Below are 14,919 nucleotides of genomic sequence, written 5' to 3'. Positions count from 1 at the left end.
ATACAAGTTACTGATTTACAGTGAGTTATATAAATAAAGTCGAACTTGAGAAATAAAAGCCAGCCCAGCCTGCGGCACAAGCACCAACGCCACCACTACGCCGAATAACGCGCCGTAGAAATGAGCATCATGGTTGATATTGTCGCCCCGCCGGCGCCCTTGGTAGTAGGAATACGCCAAGTATAGAAACCCGAACAGGAAGGGCTGGATAGGAATGGGCAATGGAAAGATGATAATGCCACCGCCACCGGCTGCTACCGGATAAAACAGGATACTGGCAAATAACACCGACGATACCCCGCCCGAGGCGCCTAGACTCCGGTAGCCGGGGTCGTCGCGGTGACGGAAATAGGTGGGAATATCCGACACGATGATGCCGCCGATGTAGAGCAGCAGGAAGGCCGCAATACCGCCGCGCACGCCATACGTACCAGCAAACTCGCTCAGCACGGCCGGGCTGAACGAGTAGAAAGCAAAGAGGTTAAAGCCCAGGTGCACGAAGTCGGCGTGGAGGAAACCGGAGGTGAGGAACCGGTACCACTCGTTGCGCCGTGCCACGAGATAGGGACTGAAAATCCACTTCTCCATCAGTTCCCGGTTCGACCAGGCATACATGGATATGCCCGCCGTCAGGGCAATCAGAATCAAGGCAGGATTAAGAAAAGGCATTAGCTGAGATAGTAGAGGTAAGAACCGAGAGCTTAGAACCGAACCAGGAGAGCTAAGAGGAAACAGCTGCAATGCTTTTCCACCTCTCGGCTCTCCTGGCTCCATTCTAAACTCTTTTGCTATTGTTCCCGGTCCATGAGCTGCAAGGCGAGTTGCAGCAACGGCTCTTTGCGCGTTTCGGGGGCCTCTACGCGCTTTAAATGCTGCAAGGCGTCCTGGAAGTAGCTGTTGATAAGCGCTTCGGTCTGGGGGCGAATTTCAAGCTCATCGTAGAGCGTACGGATGGCGTGCACCTTCACTTCGGCGCTAAGCACCGGCTGGCCAATGTGGCGAGCTAGTACAGCTTGCTGGTTGGCGTTGGCTTGAGCCTGCGCGGTGAGCAGCAGGAAGGTCTTTTTGTCGCTCACGATGTCGCCGCCGACGCGCTTGCCGAAAGTGGCGGCGTCGCCGTACACGTCCAGCAAATCGTCGCGGAGCTGAAAGGCCAAGCCGATGCCCACGCCGAACTGCCGCAGGTGGTCGGCGTCGGTGGCCGAGGCGCCGCCGAGCAGGGCGCCCAGTTCCAGCGCGAAGCCTAGCAGCACGGCCGTTTTCAACCGAATCATATCCAGGTATTGGGCGATGCTGACTTCGGTTTCGGTTTCAAAGTTCATGTCCCACTGCTGCCCTTCGCACACCTCGGCGGCTGTCTCACTGAAGCGGCGTAGGATGGTGGGCAGCAGGTGCGCCGGCACGTCAAAGAACAGCTCATAAGCCCGCACCAGCATTACGTCGCCGCTCAGGATGGCCACGTTGGCATTCCACTTCTCGTGCACCGTAGGCTGGCCGCGCCGTAGCGGAGCCTGGTCCATAATGTCGTCGTGAAGCAAAGTGAAGTTGTGGAAGACTTCCACGCCCAGCGCTGGCTTGAGTACGGGGTCGAGGTTGTCGGTGAAGATGTGGGCGCCGAGCAGGGCCAGCAGCGGCCGGATGCGTTTGCCCCCGAGGGCCATGATGTAGCGGATGGGCTCGTAGAGCGCCGTGGGCTGGTCGCCGTAGTGCAGACTATCGAGGCCAGTGGTGAGCTTGTTGCTGAAGTAAGAAAGGTCCACGGAAAAGCGGGTACGGTTCAAGGGGAAAGGTACGGAGGAGTAACCAAGAAGCTAAGTCAGCCGCCACAGGAGCAACCAAAAACGTCTGTCATCCTGAGCTGGCGAAGGACCTTATCAGAGAGGACGAGTCGTGAATACGATAGTCGTTTTAGCTTGATAAGGTCCTTCGCCAGCTCAGGATGACAGACGCTTAGAAGGGCGCTGCCGACAGCACAACGTTTACCGGCGGCGCTTGCCTTTGTCACCACCACCGGGCCGGCCGCCGCTCCGCTCGGGGCGGTAGCCGCGGGGCTTGCTGTTCTCCCGGCGCTGCTGCTGCTCGCGCTGCTTCACCGAATCGGGGCGGTTGTCCACCAGTTCGAAGTCGATGGTACGGTCGAGCAGGTTGGCGGCTTTCACTACCACTTGCAGTTCGTCGCCGAACTGAATGATGCGCTTGGTCCGCTGCCCGACGATGCGATAGTTGTCTTTATCCAGCTCGAAGAAGTCGCCGGGAATCTCGCTCAGGCGCACCATGCCTTCGCACTTGTTCTCCTCGATTTCCACGTACATGCCGCGCTCTGTCAGGCCCGATACCACGCCGGTGAACGTCTCGCCGATAACCTCCGACATGAACTCCACCTGCTTGTATTTGATGCTGGCCCGCTCAGCGGAAGCCGCTAGTTTTTCGCGCTCCGAGGAGTGCTTGCACTCTTCTTCCACGGGAGCTACTTCCACGTTCTTGCCGCCCTCCAGGTAGTGCTCCAGCAGGCGGTGCGCCATCATATCGGGGTAGCGCCGGATGGGCGAGGTGAAGTGCGAATAGTGGTCGAAGGCCAGGCCGAAGTGGCCCAGCGGCTCGGTGGTGTAAATGGCCTTGCTCATGGTGCGCACGGCCAGCGTTTGAATCACGTTCTGCTCGGGCCGGCCGATTACTTCCGTCGATAAGTCGTTGAGCTCGGTGCTGAGTTTTTTGGGGTTGCTCAGGTCGAGGTCGTGGCCGAATTTCTTGGCGAACAACGCGAAGGTTTGAAGCCGGTCGGGGTCGGGCGCTTCGTGCACGCGGTACACCATCGTGAAACGTGGCTTGCGGCTTTTGAGGCGGAACACAAACTCAGCCACCTTGCGGTTGGCCAACAGCATGAACTCCTCAATCATCTTGTGGGCGTCTTTACGCTCCTTCACGTACACGCCCAGCGGCTTGCCTTCGGCATCGAGCTTGAACTTTACCTCCTGCGTTTCGAAGCTGATAGCGCCCTGCTTGAAGCGCTTTGCGCACAGCTTTTTGGCAATGTTGTTCATCAGCTGAATTTCGGCGGTGTAGTCGGCTTCCAGGCCTTCAATCCGCTCCTGCGCTTCTTCGTAGGCAAAGCGCCGGTCGGAGTGAATGATGGTTTTACCGAACCACGACTCGTACAGCTTGCCGTTCTCATCCAGCTCAAACACGGCCGAAAACGTGAGCTTGTCTTCGTTGGGACGGAGCGAACAGAGGCCGTTGGAGAGGCGCTCGGGCAGCATTGGAATCACGCGGTCCACCAAGTAAACCGAGGTGGCGCGGTGCTTGGCCTCCCGTTCCAGCTCGGTACCCGGCTTCACGTAATGGGTTACGTCGGCAATGTGCACCCCGATTTCCCAGTTGCCGTTTTCCAGCTTCTGGATGCTCAGGGCATCGTCGAAGTCCTTGGCATCGGCGGGGTCGATGGTGAAGGTGGTGATGTGGCGGAAGTCGCGGCGGCGGCTGATTTCGTCCTCGGAAATTCGGTCGGATATGGCCTCCGATTCCACCTCCACTTCATGCGGAAACTCGAACGGCAACCCGAACTCCGCCATGATGGCGTTTATCTCGGCCTCGTTGGCGCCGGCCTGTCCGAAGCTACGAACCACCTCACCCACGGGTGAGCGGCCGGCATCATTCTCAGGAAACTCGGTGATGCGCACCAGCACTTTTTCGCCGTGGTTGGCACCGTGCAGATTCTCGAACGGCACGAACACATCGAAGTACATCTTGCGGTTGTCGGGCTTCACGAAGCCGATGCCACCCTGCACTTGCAAGCGCCCTACCACTTCGGGCCGGACCCGTTTCAGCACTTCCACCACGTCGCCAACGGGGCGGCCGTCGCGGGAGCCGCGCAGGCGCAAACGCACCGTGTCGCCGTGCATGGCAAACTTCAGCCGGTCGGTGAACACGCGCACGTCGCTCTCACTTTCCTCGCTGACGACGAAGGCAAACTTGTCGGTGGCCAGGGCTACGGTACCCGTGATGGTGTCGCCGCCGCTGTCCTGGCGGCGCCGGGTTTCGGGCCGCAGCTCATCGGACGGAAAATCAAAACCGGCGCCGCGGCGGCGGTGCACTACGGGGTCGTTGCCGAACTCGGCTTGCACCGAGCGGCTGGGCTTGGCGGGCACCGGAGTGTTGTCGTCGGGGCGGCGCTTCTTGCTGCTGGGGGGGGCCGTGGCGGCCAGCATAGCCGTGGGGTCGGTCAGGCGGTACTCGTCGTTGGTGATGAGCGTGAGCACGCCTGATTTCTTGAGGGCGCGCAAATGCTCGAACACCTCTTCGCGCTGCTCTTTGGTGGTCACGCCCAGGCGGCGCGAGAGTTGGCGGTAGGCAATAACGTCGGTGGGCTTGTCGCTGAATACGCGCAGCACCTGTTCTTTGGTTATCGTTGCGGGGGCGGCCTGGTCGCCGCTGGCAGCCTTCGCGCGAGGGGCGCGGGGGGCGGCAGAGTCTTCTTTTCTTTTCATTGGAAAATGAGAGCCGCCAGGGGTTGTCTTTTTCTCAGGCGGCGGGATTGATAGCAGGGAAAGCCGGCTTTGGCAGCGGCATCCCGGGTTGAATGTAGGTAGCCCGATGCGGGCGGTGCCGGCCGCTTGGCCGGGCTTCAGGCAGATGATACGAAATATATCAGCGAATATCTATTTCCGGCGGCAAATGCCAGATTACGGATTTGCTATAGCCAACCTCTTTAACACCGATTCCACGAAATCAGTTACATCCCACTCTTTTAAATCTGGATGCACTACCTATTCTGCATCCGTCATGTAGCGACGCGACACTTCGCGTCTCAGGGTCTGCGCCGCTCGGACGACACGGGATAACAACCTTAGCAACGAAGAGACGCGAAGTGTCGCGTCGCTACACTTGTTCAACGAAGCGGTAGAGATGCTTCGACAAGCTCAGCAGGACAGTCAATTTGATAACACTGGCCCTCCTATCCCTACGCTCGGCTGGCTACGGCGGCGCGGATGTCGGCGGGCTCGTCTTTGGGAATGGCGGCCAGCAGCTGGCGAGTATACTCGTGCTGGGGGTGGGCGTAGAGGCCGGCGGCGGGGCCACTTTCCACTATCTGGCCCTGGCGCATCACCAGCAGGCGGTCCGACATGAAGCGGGCCACCGACAGGTCGTGGGTGATGAAGAGGTAGGTGATGTTGAACTCGCGCTTGAGGTCGTTGAGCAGGTTGAGCACCTGCGCCTGCACCGACACGTCGAGGGCCGAAACCGACTCGTCGCAGATGATGCACTTGGGTTGCAGGGCCAGGGCGCGGGCAATGCAGATGCGCTGGCGCTGGCCGCCGCTGAACTCGTGGGGGTAGCGCTGGTACTGCGCTTCGGTGAGGCCGACGGTTTCAAGCAGCTCCACCACGCGGGCCTTCTGCTGCTGTTTGGTACCCCCGACGTTGTGCACCTGCATCGGCTCCAGGATGGCTTCGCCCACGGTCATCACTGGGTTGAGGGCGGCGTAGGGGTCTTGAAACACCATCTGAAACTCGCGGCGGCGGCGGCGCAACTCCCCGGCGGGCAGCTTGGCCAGGTCTACACCTTCGAACAGGATGCTGCCCGAGGTGGGCTCCACCAGCCGGAGCAAGGCCCGGCCCAGCGTGGTTTTGCCACAGCCCGACTCCCCTACCAACCCGACAGTTTCGCCCGGGTAAATGTCGAAGCTGACCCCATCTACGGCCCGCACCACTTCCGGCTTGCGGTTGAAGAAACCCTTGCGAATGGGGAAGTGCACGTTCAGGTTTTCCACTTGTAGCAGCGGAGCCTTGTTGGTTATTGGTTGTTGGTTGTTGGTTGTTGGCTGGCCGCTAGCAGGTGCATCGGCAGGTGCTGATACGTTCGGTTGGGGAGCAGTATGCGGAAGTTCTTGGGCGCTTAAAACACTGTTGGAGCTTGGCAATGGCTGGCCTGATTCCAGCATGGGGGCCGATTCTACCCCGAAAGCAGGCCCGCCCGGGTGTGGAACATTCTGATGTTCCACGGGGAACGTTTTGGTGGTTTCAATTCCGTTTTTAGGGGAATCAGCTGCTAGTTCATCGTTTTCAGCAGCAAGCAGTTGCGCTGGGCCGCCATTAAGGGCAATAAAGCCGCCATCGGCTGTTTCACGCATGAAATCGGCCACTACGGGCAGTTTTTTTCGTCCTACCGATAATTTTGGACGGCAGGCTAACAGGCCTTTGGTATAGGGGTGCTGCGGATTGGTGAAGATGTCGAGGACGGGCCCCTGCTCCACCACCCGGCCCCGGTACATGACCATGATACGGTCGGCTATTTCGGCTACCACGCCTAGGTCGTGGGTGATGAAGAGCACGGCGGTATCGTGCTGGCGACGGAGCTGGTCGATTAGTTTCAGCATGCGCGCCTGCACCGTTACATCGAGGGCGGTGGTGGGCTCGTCGGCAATGAGGATGGCGGGGTTGCAGGCCATGGCCATGGCAATCATCACGCGCTGCTTCTGGCCGCCACTGATTTCGTGGGGGTAGCTCTTGAAGATTTTTTCGGGCCGGGGCAGCTGCGCCATCGTGAACAGCTCCACGGTACGGGCTTCGGCCTGCCTGGCATCTAAGTTGGTGTGCAGGAGCAGGGCTTCCACCACCTGGCTGCCGCAGGTGTACACCGGGTTCAGGGAGGTCATGGGCTCCTGGAAGATCATGCTGATGTCGTTGCCGCGGACCTGTTGCAGCTCTTTGTCGGTTAGCTTCAGCAGGTCTACTTCGCCCAAGGCTTCCGAGTGGAAGCGGGTTTTCCCGGCAGTAATCTGGCCCGGCGGCAGCGGAATCAGCCCCATCAAGGCCAACGACGTTACCGATTTACCCGAGCCCGATTCGCCCACAATGGCCAGCGTTTCGCCCCGGTGCAAATCAAACGACACGTCCGATACGGCCCGCGTGTTGCCGCGGTGGCTGGCGAAGTCGATGGTCAGATTACGGACGGAGAGAATGGGCTGAGGCATAATAGCGTGTCGAGTAAGGTGGCTAAAGATACGCCAACCACCTGCACGATGTAGAGACGCGTACTCGCGTCTTGGCGTTGCTGACGTTGTTTGATGCGGCCTAGTTCCAGTCGTTCAACGACGCGACGCGAATACGCGTCTCTACACGTGCGGGTGCTCACAAAAACGGCCCGCTGGATTGCTCCAACGGGCCGTTTGGGCTTTCAAGGCTGATGCGTTTACACCACTTCCCGGGCTTCGGCGTCGTGGCGGGCCTGGGCGGCGGCTTCGTCTTCGGCAGCCAAAGGCTGAGCTTCCTGCTCCTGGTAGTGGTGGCCGTAGAAACGAGTCTGGTTGAGCAGAATCAGCACCACGCCGATGAAAATAGATGAATCGGCAATGTTGAAGATGGGAAAATCAGGAATAGGATTCCCGCCAACCAGCGGCCAGGAAGTCGGGAAAAAACCGTCGGGAAAGTCCACAAACAGCATGTCAATCACCTGCCCGTGCAGCCAGGGCGTAGGCGCGCCGTACACCGTGAGGGCCGGCCCGTACACCACGCCGTAGAAAATGGAATCGACCAGGTTGCCGATAGCGCCGCCCAGAATCAGGGCAATGCACACCAACAAACCGGCCGGAGCCCGCTGTTTCCACAGCCGATAAATGTAGTAGCTGATACCACTCACGGCTATCAACCGGAACACCGTAAGCACGATTTTACCGTACGGCGGGGGCAGCTCGAAGCCGAACGCCATGCCGGGGTTGGTGGTGTAGTGCAGCTTGAACCAGTCGCCGAACACGGGAATTTCGCCCCCCATGCCGGGCTGCATATAGTGGTGCACGGCCCACTTCGAGAGCTGATCAATAAAGATGACCAGCAGCGCCACCAAGTAGTATTTCCAGTACTTCATTTTATGAGAAGTGAGAGGTTAGAAGTGAGAAGTGAGACTTCGCCCTGACGTAGTGTCAGCACCGGAACCTCTCCCCTCTCTGGGTACAAAGTGACGCATAATTTTAAACTTCACTGCCCAAGAGCTTTGCCTTTCTTGTATGCCGTTGGTATTTATTTCAAGCGGACTTTGTGCCGTTTTAAGCTGATTTCCGAGAGGTGAATTGCGCTTTGTGCGTTGGTGTGCCAACCGTCGTTTTCAGGGCAACGGTTGGCACTTGACCTTTAGCTAGTTGCGACTTCCAGCTGCACGGGCACGTTGTACTCATCAAATTCGAGCACTGAACCGCCGCTGATTTCCGGCGCGAAATTCAGGGCCAGGGCCTGCACTTCCTCGCGGATGTAGCTCCCAAACGACTGCACAGCGGCTTCCAGCTCGGGCTGCTGCTGCAGCGTCACCCGGATTTTGTCCTGCACTTCCAGGCCGCTGTCTTTGCGCAGGTTCTGGAGGCGGTTCACCAATTCGCGGGCCACGCCTTCCTGGCGCAGCTCGTCGGTCAGGGTCACGTCGAGGGCCACGGTGAGGGGGCCGTCGGTGGCCACCAGCCAGCCGGGTAGGTCCTGGGTGCGGATTTCCACGTCGTCGGGCATGAGGGTGTAGGCTTCCCCTTCGATTTCCACGGCCAGTTGACCGGTCTTTTCAAGGGTGCTGATTTCCTCTGAAGTCATCTGCTGGATGCGGGCTCCTACGGCTTTCAGCTTGGCGCCGTACTGCTGGCCGAGGCGCTTGAAGTTGGGCTTCACCGACTTCACCAGCACGCCGCTGGTATCGTCGAGGAACTCCACGTGCTTCACGTTCACCTCGGCGCAAATCAGGTCTTCCACCTTGCCTACCTGCTCCCGCGTGGTGTCGTTGAACACCGGCACCAGGATGCGCTGCAAGGGCTGGCGCACCTTCAGCACCGACTTTTTGCGCATGGAGTGCGTAAGCGAGGAAATGCGCTGCGCCAGTTCCATCCGCTCTTCCAAGGCCTTGTCGATGCGAGTTTCGTCGGCTTCTACGAGCAGCGTGAGGTGCACCGATTCGGGGGCCAAAGGCGTGTTCTTGGCTACGGCTTCCTGGCGCATGCCGCCCGTCATGTTCTGGTAGAGCCACTCGCCGAAGAAGGGCGCAATGGGGGCCATGAGCTGCGCCACTACCACCAGGCATTCCTGCAGGGTTTCGTAGGCGGCCTTTTTATCGGTGGTCAGTTCGCCCTTCCAGAAGCGGCGGCGCGAGAGGCGCACGTGCCAGTTGGACAGCTGATCCGTCACGAAATCCTGGATGGCGCGGGCGGCTTTGGTGGGGTCGTATGCATCATAATAGCCACGCACTTCCTGAATCAACGACTGAAGCTTGCTGAGAATCCAGCGGTCCAGCTCGCTTAACTCGGCGTGCGGCACCCGGTCGAACTCACGCGCCTGGAAGTTGTCGAGGTTGGCGTAGAGGGCGTAGAACGAGTAGGTGTTGAAGAGCGTGCCGAAGAAGCGGCGCTGCACCTCCGTGATGCCGTTGAGGTCGAATTTTAGGTTGTCCCAGGGCTGAGCGTTGGCAATCATGTACCAGCGCGTGGCGTCGGGGCCGAACTGGCTGATGGTCTGGAACGGGTCGATGGCGTTGCCGAGGCGCTTGCTCATCTTATTGCCGTTCTTATCGAGCACCAGGCCGTTGGCCATTACGTTTTTGTAGGCCACCGAGTCTTCCAGCATCACCGCCAAAGCGTGCAGCGTGAAGAACCAGCCCCGGGTCTGGTCCACGCCTTCGGCAATGAAATCAGCCGGGAAGTTCTTCTCGAACTGCGCCTGGTTTTCCAGCGGGTAGTGCCACTGCGCGTAGGGCATAGCGCCGCTGTCGAACCACACGTCGATGAGGTCGGTTTCGCGGTACATGGGCTGGCCGCTGGGCGACACCAGGAACACGTCGTCCACGTAGGGACGGTGCAGGTCGATTTTTGAGTTGCGAGTTCCGAGTTGCGAGTTGCCAGTGTTGTTCTGCTGGTCGCCTTCACTGGTAACTGGCAACTCGGAACTGGCAACGGAATACGGGTTGTGCGTCATCACCTCGGCGGCTACGGCCTTGTCGATTTCGGCGCTCAGCTCGGCAATGCTGCCGATGCAGATTTCCTCGGTGCCATCCTGGGTGCGCCAGATGGGCAGGGGCGTGCCCCAGTAGCGCGAGCGGCTCAGGTTCCAGTCCACCAGGTTTTCCAGCCAGTTGCCGAAGCGGCCGGTGCCGGTGCTGGCGGGCTGCCAGTTGATGGTTTTGTTGAGTTCGATGAGCCGGTCTTTCACCGCTGTGGTCTTGATAAACCAGGAGTCGAGGGGGTAGTAGAGCACGGGCTTGTCGGTGCGCCAGCAGTGCGGGTAGGTGTGCTCGTACTTCTCCACTTTGAAGGCCGTGCCGTCGCCTTTCATGCGGATGGCAATGCTTTCGTCGAGGGTTTTGTAGTCGGCACCGCTCTGGTCGTGGCCGTCGTAGTTCTTCACCCAACGGCCACCAAACTCACCCATTTCGGCCACGTAGCGGCCCGTCCGGTCCACGATGGGGACTTTCTTGTTGGGGTCGTCCTTATCGGGCACCAGCAGCGCAGGCACGTCGGCCAGCTGGGCGGCCCGGAAGTCGTCGGCGCCGAAGGTAGGCGAGATATGCACGATGCCGGTACCGTCTTCGGTGGTTACAAAGTCGCCGGGAATCACGCGGAAGGCGCGCTCCTCCCCTTCAAAGGCCGGGAAACCTTTGTCCTGGCCGAACAGCCGCTCGTAGTTGATGCCGACGAGGTCAGCGCCTTTGAAGGTGCTTTCGATACGCCAAGGCAGCACTTTGTCGCCAGCTTTAAAGTCGTCCAGCGAAGCATCTTTTCCTTTTTCCGAAAAGTACTTGCCAACTAACGCCTCCGCCAGCACCACCCGAATGGGCGCGTAGGTGTAGGGGTTAAAGGTGCGTACCAGCACATAGCTGATGTTCTTGCCCACGGCCAAACCGGTGTTGGCCGGCAAGGTCCAAGGAGTAGTCGTCCAGGCTAAGATATATGTAGGAACCTCATCAGTGCCAGCAAATAGCTTCTCCGATTTCTCATCTCGCTTCACCTTGAACTGCGCCACCACGGTCGTGTCCTTCACGTCCTTGTATGTGCCGGGCTGGTTCAGCTCGTGGGAGCTGAGGCCAGTGCCGGCGGCCGGGGAGTAGGGCTGGATGGTGTAGCCTTTGTAGAGGTAGCCTTTGTCGTAGAGCTTCTTGAGCAGGGCCCAGCAGCTCTCAATGTACTCGGGCTCGAAGGTGATGTATGGGTCGTCGAGGTCCACCCAGTAGCCCATTTTCTCGGTGAGGTCGTCCCACTGGGCCTTGAAGCGCATCACGGTTTCGCGGCAGCGCTGGTTGTACTCCTCAATGCTGATTTTCTTGCCGATATCCTCCTTGGTGATACCCAACTCCTTTTCTACCTGCAGCTCAATAGGCAGGCCGTGGGTATCCCAGCCGCCTTTGCGGTTCACCTGCTTGCCCAGCAGCGTCTGGTAGCGGCAGAAGATGTCCTTCACCGTCCGGGCCATTACGTGGTGAATGCCGGGGGCGCCGTTGGCTGAGGGCGGGCCTTCATAAAACACGAACGTGGGCTGCCCTTCGCGGGAACTCACGCTCTTCTCAAAAATGCCGTTCTGCTTCCACCACGCCAGGATATCGGTGCCAACCTGGCCGTAGTTGAGCGGCTGCTTGTATTCGGGGTAGTTCATTGTTGGTTGATTCTTAGCCTTTAGTGGCCTCACCCCTAGCCCCTCTCCGAAAAGGAGAGGGGGACTAGAAATAGAAACCAGATAGAGCTAGTAGAACTAAGTTTTGAATGTTTTAGAGCTAGTTCCCCTCTCCTTTTCGGAGAGGGGCTAGGGGTGAGGCGAACTAGAGGCTACGACGGAAGCTCACGTGGCTGCACTTGCATCCGGTTGAGGTTCAGCTCGAAATCGTCGTCTTCCTCGTGGTATTCATCGTCGTAGTGGCGAATGGAGGACTGGTCGATGGTTTCGTCTTTGCCGTGCTCGAAGGTAACCAGCAACGCGGGCAGCAGAATCAGGTTCGAGAAGTTGGTTATCAGCAAGCTGGCCGACATCAACAGCCCTAAGGCCTTGGTGCCGCCAAACTCCGAAAAGGCAAACACCGAAAAGCCCAGAAACAGCACAATGCTGGTGTAAATCATGCTGGTGCCGGCCTCCGAAAGCGTGGTGCTGATGGCCGCCTGCACCCGCTGTCCGTTGATGGCCATTTCCTGCCGGAACTTGGCCAGCAGGTGGATGCTGTTGTCGCCATCAATGCCCAGCGCAATACTGAAAATGAGGGCCGTGCTGGGCTTGAGCGGGATACCGAAGTAGCCCATAATGCCACCGGTAAGCAGCAGCGTGAAGAAGTTGGGCAGCAGCGTAAAGAACACCGCCCGGACACTGCGAAACAAAATCAGCACCACCAACCCCACCAGCCCGAAGGCAATCAGCAGGCTTTCCTTGAGCATGCCAATCAGGTATTCGTTGCCTTTGGTGAACAGGATGGTGGTGCCGGTCAGCTTCACATCCATGCCCGTGCCGTTGAAAATCTGCTTGATTTCCGGCTGGATTTTCTTGGCCAGCAGGGTATCCAGGTTGTAGGAGCCGATGTCGGCAATTTTCAGGGAAATGCGGGCCCGCTGGCCGGTGGAGTCAGTGAAGGAGCGCAGCAGCTTCTGCATCATCTGGCCGCCCCCGCCCTCGTTGGCCGACTGGGAACGGGCCAGGTAGCTGAGCACGTAGTTTTTCTCGGAGTTGTCGGGCAGGCGGTAGTAGTCGGGGTTGCCGTTGTAGAAGGCCTGGGTGCTGGCTTTCAGAGCCGTGACGATGCTGACGGGCGTGGTGAGTTCGGGCTGGGTGCGCAGGAACTTCTCCAGCCGGTCAATCTTCTCCAGGTTTTTCAGCTTCAGAATGCCCTTGGGCTTGCCGGTATCTACCACCATTTCCAGCGGCATCACCCCGTTGAAGTGCTGCTCGAAGAACTTGAGGTCGGAATTCACCGACGAATCCTTGGGCAAATCGTCCACCATAAACGACACCGACTGCACCTTACTCACCCCGAACGAGGCCAGCACTAGCAGCACGGCGGCCGTGATATACACCGTCTGGCGGCGCTCCAATACCAGGTAATCGAAGAACTCCAGCAGCTTGGTAAGCGGCTTGGCCTCCAGGTGCTTGAGCTGCCCAGGCGTGGGCGGCGGCAGGTAGGTGAACACAATCGGCATCAAGATAAACGACATGGCAAACGCCACGAAGATGTTGATGGTGGCCACCGCCCCAAACTGAAACAGGATGGCAATGTTGGTGAAGCAGAACACCACGAAGCCGATGGCCGTGGTGGTGTTGTTCATCAGGGTCACGAGGCCGATTTTGCGCACCACCCGCGCCATAGCCAGCACCTGGTTGCCGGATTTGCGGTAGTCGTAGTGGTAGCGGCTGAGTAGATAGGTGCAGTTCGGGATGCCGATAACGATGATAATGCTCGGAATCAGGCCAGTAAGCAGGTTGATTTTGTAGCCCATGAGCACCATCGTACCCAGGCACCACACCACCACCACCAGCACAATCAGCAGCGGAAACACCACCGCCGACCACGTGCGGAAGAACATGAACAGCGTGACGGCCATCATCAGCACCGTGAGGCCCACAAAGAGCTTCATTTCGGCGGCTACTTTGGTGGTCATGGTGGCGCGCACGTAGGGCAGGCCGGCGTAGTGCATCTTGATGCCGGTTTTCTGCTGGAACCGGTCGGCGTGGCCCAGGATTTCCTGCATCACCCCCTCCCGCTTGCTGGAGTTCAGGAACTTGGGGTCCATGGTGAGAGCCAGCAGGGTGGCGCCGGTGACGGGGCTGATGAGCTGCCCTTTGTAGAACTCCTGCGCATTCACCACCCGCATCAAGGAATCGAGTTCCTGCTGGCTTTGGGGCGCGCGCCGGAAGATGGGCAGCGCCCGGAAGGTGCTGGTGGCGGTGTCTTTTTCCAGCTTGGGCAGGCGCGTCACGCTCAGCACGCCGCTCACGCCTTCCACCTTGCTCAGAGTGTCGGTGAGGGCGCGCAGCTCGTTGAAGTTGCCGAGCTTGTACACGCTGCTATCCTGCATGCCCAGCACGAGCACGTTACCGTCTTCACCGAAGGTGCGTTTGAACTGCTGGAAATACACCATGTCCGGGTCGTCGGGGCTGACCACCTGGGCAAAGTCGTAAGTCATTTCCACTTTGCGTGCTTGCCAGCCCATGAACACCGTCAGGGCGGCCAGCAGCAAAATCAGAATCCGCCGGTTCTTGATGACGAATAGGGCTAGTTTGCTCCACATAGGCTGCTAAAATGCAGCAAAGGTACGCAACCAACAGCAGCTTGCCGGACTCGTTATGCGGTACACTTTGCCGCACGCACTACGCTTGAGGTCAGCGAGTTTGCCTAATCTGAAAAATATTTTTGAACTGAGAGCAACTTTTTGACACTATAAAACCGTAAAACGCGTTATTTCAGCACATTGCAGATGCATCATATTGCATTTTGTTAATGGAAACGTACCACTTATTCTTGATGACCTTGTTTCAAACGCCGGAAGCGTTGCTTGCTTATCACCCGGCTTCCGATATGTTGCACCTGAGCTACAGCGCCGCTCGGCTCTCGGCTTCGTTCAAGGCTGCTTACCAGCAGGCCCTGGACAAGATGGTGCAAAACAATGTGGATAAGCTGCTGCTGGACCTGAAACGCAACGCCCCACCCACCGACGATACCGACAAGATTCTGCGGCCTCTGACCGAAGCGCTGCTGGCACACCCGCACCGCTCGTTGTTTGTGGCGGCAGTGGTTTCGGAAAGCCAATATGAGTACCAGGTCGGCAACATGCTCACGGCTTCGGCCATGGCCCTGCCGTCGGATCAGGTGGAATTCAACTACTTCACGTCGCGCCACGAAGCCACCGACTGGCTGAGTAGCCAGTAGATACTATTCTGTCAATACTGAAAGCAAAAAGGGCCCCGGAGTTATCCGGGGCCCTTTTTGTTT

General features: G+C 58.7%; 8 protein-coding genes. 1 reads left to right on the top strand and 7 read right to left on the bottom strand.

What is annotated here, in order from left to right:
- Window positions 1-15 precede the first annotated feature (15 nt).
- The 7 genes from J0X19_RS17335 to J0X19_RS17305 all read right to left on the bottom strand — a co-directional run bounded on the left by J0X19_RS17335 (window position 16) and on the right by J0X19_RS17305 (window position 14,218).
- Window positions 16-669 (bottom strand): rhomboid family intramembrane serine protease, encoded by a 654-nt coding sequence (locus J0X19_RS17335; protein ID WP_206985692.1) that lies wholly within the window; start codon window positions 667-669, stop codon window positions 16-18.
- Window positions 670-788: 119 nt separating this feature from the next.
- Complete coding sequence (locus tag J0X19_RS17330; protein WP_206985691.1) at window positions 789-1,760, bottom strand: polyprenyl synthetase family protein; 972 nt, start codon at window positions 1,758-1,760, stop codon at window positions 789-791.
- 219 nt (window positions 1,761-1,979) lie between these two features.
- Window positions 1,980-4,484 carry a ribonuclease R gene (rnr, locus tag J0X19_RS17325; RefSeq protein ID WP_206985690.1) on the bottom strand — a complete coding sequence of 835 codons (2,505 nt, stop codon included), beginning with the start codon at window positions 4,482-4,484 and terminating at the stop codon, window positions 1,980-1,982.
- Window positions 4,485-4,957: 473 nt separating this feature from the next.
- Window positions 4,958-6,970 carry an ABC transporter ATP-binding protein gene (locus J0X19_RS17320; protein ID WP_206985689.1) on the bottom strand — a complete coding sequence of 671 codons (2,013 nt, stop codon included), beginning with the start codon at window positions 6,968-6,970 and terminating at the stop codon, window positions 4,958-4,960.
- A 218-nt stretch (window positions 6,971-7,188) separates the two neighbouring features.
- On the bottom strand, window positions 7,189-7,860 hold the full coding sequence (locus J0X19_RS17315; protein WP_206985688.1) for a lipoprotein signal peptidase: 672 nt from the start codon (window positions 7,858-7,860) through the stop codon (window positions 7,189-7,191).
- Window positions 7,861-8,123: 263 nt separating this feature from the next.
- Window positions 8,124-11,606: an isoleucine--tRNA ligase gene (gene ileS, locus J0X19_RS17310; protein ID WP_206985687.1), complete on the bottom strand. Its 3,483-nt coding sequence runs from the start codon at window positions 11,604-11,606 to the stop codon at window positions 8,124-8,126.
- Window positions 11,607-11,776: 170 nt separating this feature from the next.
- A complete protein-coding gene (locus J0X19_RS17305) occupies window positions 11,777-14,218 on the bottom strand; it encodes an efflux RND transporter permease subunit (protein WP_206985686.1) in 2,442 nt (813 codons plus the stop codon).
- 233 nt (window positions 14,219-14,451) lie between these two features.
- On the opposite strand from J0X19_RS17305, the gene J0X19_RS17300 reads away from it, so the two are divergent.
- A complete protein-coding gene (locus J0X19_RS17300) occupies window positions 14,452-14,856 on the top strand; it encodes a hypothetical protein (RefSeq protein WP_206985685.1) in 405 nt (134 codons plus the stop codon).
- Window positions 14,857-14,919 lie beyond the last annotated feature (63 nt).

It is taken from the genome of Hymenobacter telluris, assembly GCF_017313265.1.
GTDB lineage: Bacteria > Bacteroidota > Bacteroidia > Cytophagales > Hymenobacteraceae > Hymenobacter > Hymenobacter telluris.
This window is presented reverse-complemented; position numbering and strand designations above follow the sequence as displayed.

Bases quoted from the DNA above. Each gene is read 5' to 3' on its own strand.
- J0X19_RS17320 (WP_206985689.1), bottom strand. From the start codon at position 6,970: ATGCCTCAGCCCATTCTCTCCGTCCGTAATCTGACCATCGACTTCGCC.
- J0X19_RS17315 (WP_206985688.1), bottom strand. From the start codon at position 7,860: ATGAAGTACTGGAAATACTACTTGGTGGCGCTGCTGGTCATCTTTATT.
- ileS (WP_206985687.1), bottom strand. From the start codon at position 11,606: ATGAACTACCCCGAATACAAGCAGCCGCTCAACTACGGCCAGGTTGGC.
- J0X19_RS17300 (WP_206985685.1), top strand. From the start codon at position 14,452: ATGACCTTGTTTCAAACGCCGGAAGCGTTGCTTGCTTATCACCCGGCT.
- J0X19_RS17305 (WP_206985686.1), bottom strand. From the start codon at position 14,218: ATGTGGAGCAAACTAGCCCTATTCGTCATCAAGAACCGGCGGATTCTG.
- rnr (WP_206985690.1), bottom strand. From the start codon at position 4,484: ATGAAAAGAAAAGAAGACTCTGCCGCCCCCCGCGCCCCTCGCGCGAAG.
- J0X19_RS17335 (WP_206985692.1), bottom strand. From the start codon at position 669: ATGCCTTTTCTTAATCCTGCCTTGATTCTGATTGCCCTGACGGCGGGC.